We start from the raw sequence: 2,219 nt of genomic DNA, 5'->3' as shown, positions 1-2,219 counted from the left end.
GCCCAGCGGGAACAGGGCCGAGATGAGGGTGGCGGTCTTGGGGTCCAGGCCGGCGTCCTTGAACAGCACCGGCATCCAGTTGATCAGGGCGTAGAAGATGACCAGGCCCATGAAGTAGGCCAGCCACATCATGAAGGAGCCCATGCGGTAGGACGGCGAGAGCACGATGCTGATGCCGCTCTGCACCGCGCCGGACATGGGCGCCGGCTCGGGCAGCACGAAGCCCTGCGCCTGCGCGGCCTGTTCCGGGGCGATGCGGGCGAGCACGCGGCGGATGCGCTCCACCGGCCAGCTGTGCACGACCATGTAGCGTACCGATTCCGGCAGCACCGTCCACAGCAGCACGGTCAGCACCAGGGGCACCACGCCGCCGGCCAGCAGCACGCTGCGCCAGCCGAAGGCCGGGATCATCCAGGCGGCCAGAAAGCCCCCCAGCGCCGCGCCCAGCGGGAAGCCGCAGAACATCAGGTTGGTGATCAGGGCCCGGCGCTTCTCGGGGCAGTACTCGCTGGTCAGGGTGACGGCGTTGGGCATGGCCGCGCCCAGGCCCATGCCGGTGATGAAGCGCAGGATGGCCAGCTCCGTCAGGTCACCGGCAAAGGCCGAACCCAGGCAGGCCGCGGCGAACAGGGCCACCGAGCCGGCCAGCACGCGCTTGCGACCCAGGCGGTCGGCCAGCGGGCCGGCCGACAGGGCACCGGCGGCCAGGCCGAACAGGGCCGCGCTCAGCACCGGGGCCAGGGCCGGCTTGCTGACGCCCCATTCCTTGATCAGCGAGGGGGCGATGTAGCCGATGGCGGCGGTGTCGAAGCCGTCGAGCAGCACGATGAAGAAGCACAGCGCGAAGACCACCCACTGGTAGGGCGTGATCGGCTGCTCGTTCAGCAGGGTCTGCACGTTGACGTGCCGGGCGGTGTTCATGTCTGTCTCCTGGTGGAATGCGCGGGATGGGCCGCGGCCTCTGCGGGCGCGCTGGTGGTGGGTGGATGTCTGGGGTGTCAGGCCGGGGCCATGCCCTGGCGCTGCTTGGCCGGCGCGGTGGCGGGCTGCGCCATCCAGGCCAGCACCTGGGCGGCCCGCTCGGGGGCGGTGGCGCTTTGGCAGACCGCGCCGGAGAACACGGTGACGATGGGCGCGTCCGCCGGCATGGGGCCGGCCAGGGTGATGCCGGCCACGTGGATGAGTTCGCTGAGCTGCTGGAAGCCCAGGGCCACCTCGCCCCGTGCCACCAGGGTGCCCACCGGCACGCCCGCCGGGGCCTGCACCAGGCGGGGCCGCAGCGTCTCGCTCAGCCCCCAGTGGTCGATGTAGCGCAGCAGGGCGTTGCCGCTGGGGCCGGTGGAGTAGCCCAGCGAGGGCGCGGCCAGCATGGCCTGGCGCAGCGCGGCGGCGCTGGAGATGTCCGGCAGGGGCGCCCCGGCCGGCACGGCCACCGCCACCTCCGAGCGCACCAGGTCCACCCGGCTGCCGGGCAGGGCGTGCCCTTCGGCGATCAGCGCGTCGATCACGTCGCTGGCCAGCACCACGGCATCGAAGGCCTCGCCGGCGCGCACCCGCTTGGCGGCGTCCACCCCGCCGACCGACTCGACCGACACGGCCAGTTCCAAGGCCTGGCCGGCGGCCTCGGCCAGTTCGGCCAGCAGGGCGCGCGTGGCCATGGAGGAGATGATCTTCATGCGGGGGCTCGACAGCGATCTGGGATGAGCGGATTCTGGAAATGCCGAGCTATTCGTCCAAGCGCATGGCTCTACTAGCTGCTATACCATTTGGGCATGGCTTATCCGGGATTTCCCCATGAACCTCCAGCAGCTTGAGACCTTTCTGCATGTGGCCGAGCACGGCAGCTTCAGCAAGGCCGCCCTGGTGCTGGACGTGGCCCAGCCGGCCCTGAGCCGGCAGGTGCGGGCCCTGGAAACCGAGCTGCGCGAGACCCTGCTGGTGCGCACCGGCCGAGGCGTGACGCTGACGCCGGCCGGCAGCCGGCTGCTGGAGTACTGCCAGGACATCCTGCACCTGGTGTCCCTGGCCAAGGAGGACCTGAGCGCCCACCGCCATGAGCCGGTCGGCCAGATCACCGTGGCCCTGCCGCCCACGCTGGCGCGGCTCTACACCCTGCCGCTGATCCAGGCCTTTCCAAGAGGAGCTGCCGCGGGCCCGGCTGGCCATCACCCGAGGGGTTTTCCGTGCACGTGGGGGGAATGGCTGCAGTCGGGCCGGGC

The 2,219-nt window shown here is 71.3% G+C and carries 3 protein-coding genes; 1 reads left to right on the top strand and 2 read right to left on the bottom strand.

Annotated elements, in window-relative coordinates; translation table 11 throughout:
- Both I73_RS10855 and I73_RS10850 read right to left on the bottom strand, forming a co-directional pair.
- On the bottom strand, positions 1-921 hold a 921-nt coding region (locus I73_RS10855; RefSeq protein WP_022980627.1), incomplete at its 3' end, for an MFS transporter.
- Between the two features lie 77 nt (positions 922-998).
- Positions 999-1,676 carry a substrate-binding domain-containing protein gene (locus tag I73_RS10850; RefSeq protein WP_022980626.1) on the bottom strand — a complete coding sequence of 226 codons (678 nt, stop codon included), beginning with the start codon at positions 1,674-1,676 and terminating at the stop codon, positions 999-1,001.
- Positions 1,677-1,794: 118 nt separating this feature from the next.
- On the opposite strand from I73_RS10850, the gene I73_RS10845 reads away from it, so the two are divergent.
- Positions 1,795-2,219: LysR family transcriptional regulator (locus tag I73_RS10845; protein ID WP_022980625.1), on the top strand; the 425-nt coding region annotated here is incomplete at its 3' end.

The sequence above is a fragment of the Ideonella sp. B508-1 genome (assembly GCF_000333615.1).
Lineage (GTDB): Bacteria > Pseudomonadota > Gammaproteobacteria > Burkholderiales > Burkholderiaceae_C > Ideonella.
Note: the sequence above shows the minus strand (reverse complement) of the source record. Positions and strands in the feature narration are given on the sequence as shown.

What these genes read in the sequence shown, in the direction of transcription:
- I73_RS10850 (WP_022980626.1), bottom strand. Translation starts at nt 1,676, where the DNA reads ATGAAGATCATCTCCTCCATGGCCACGCGCGCCCTGCTGGCCGAACTG.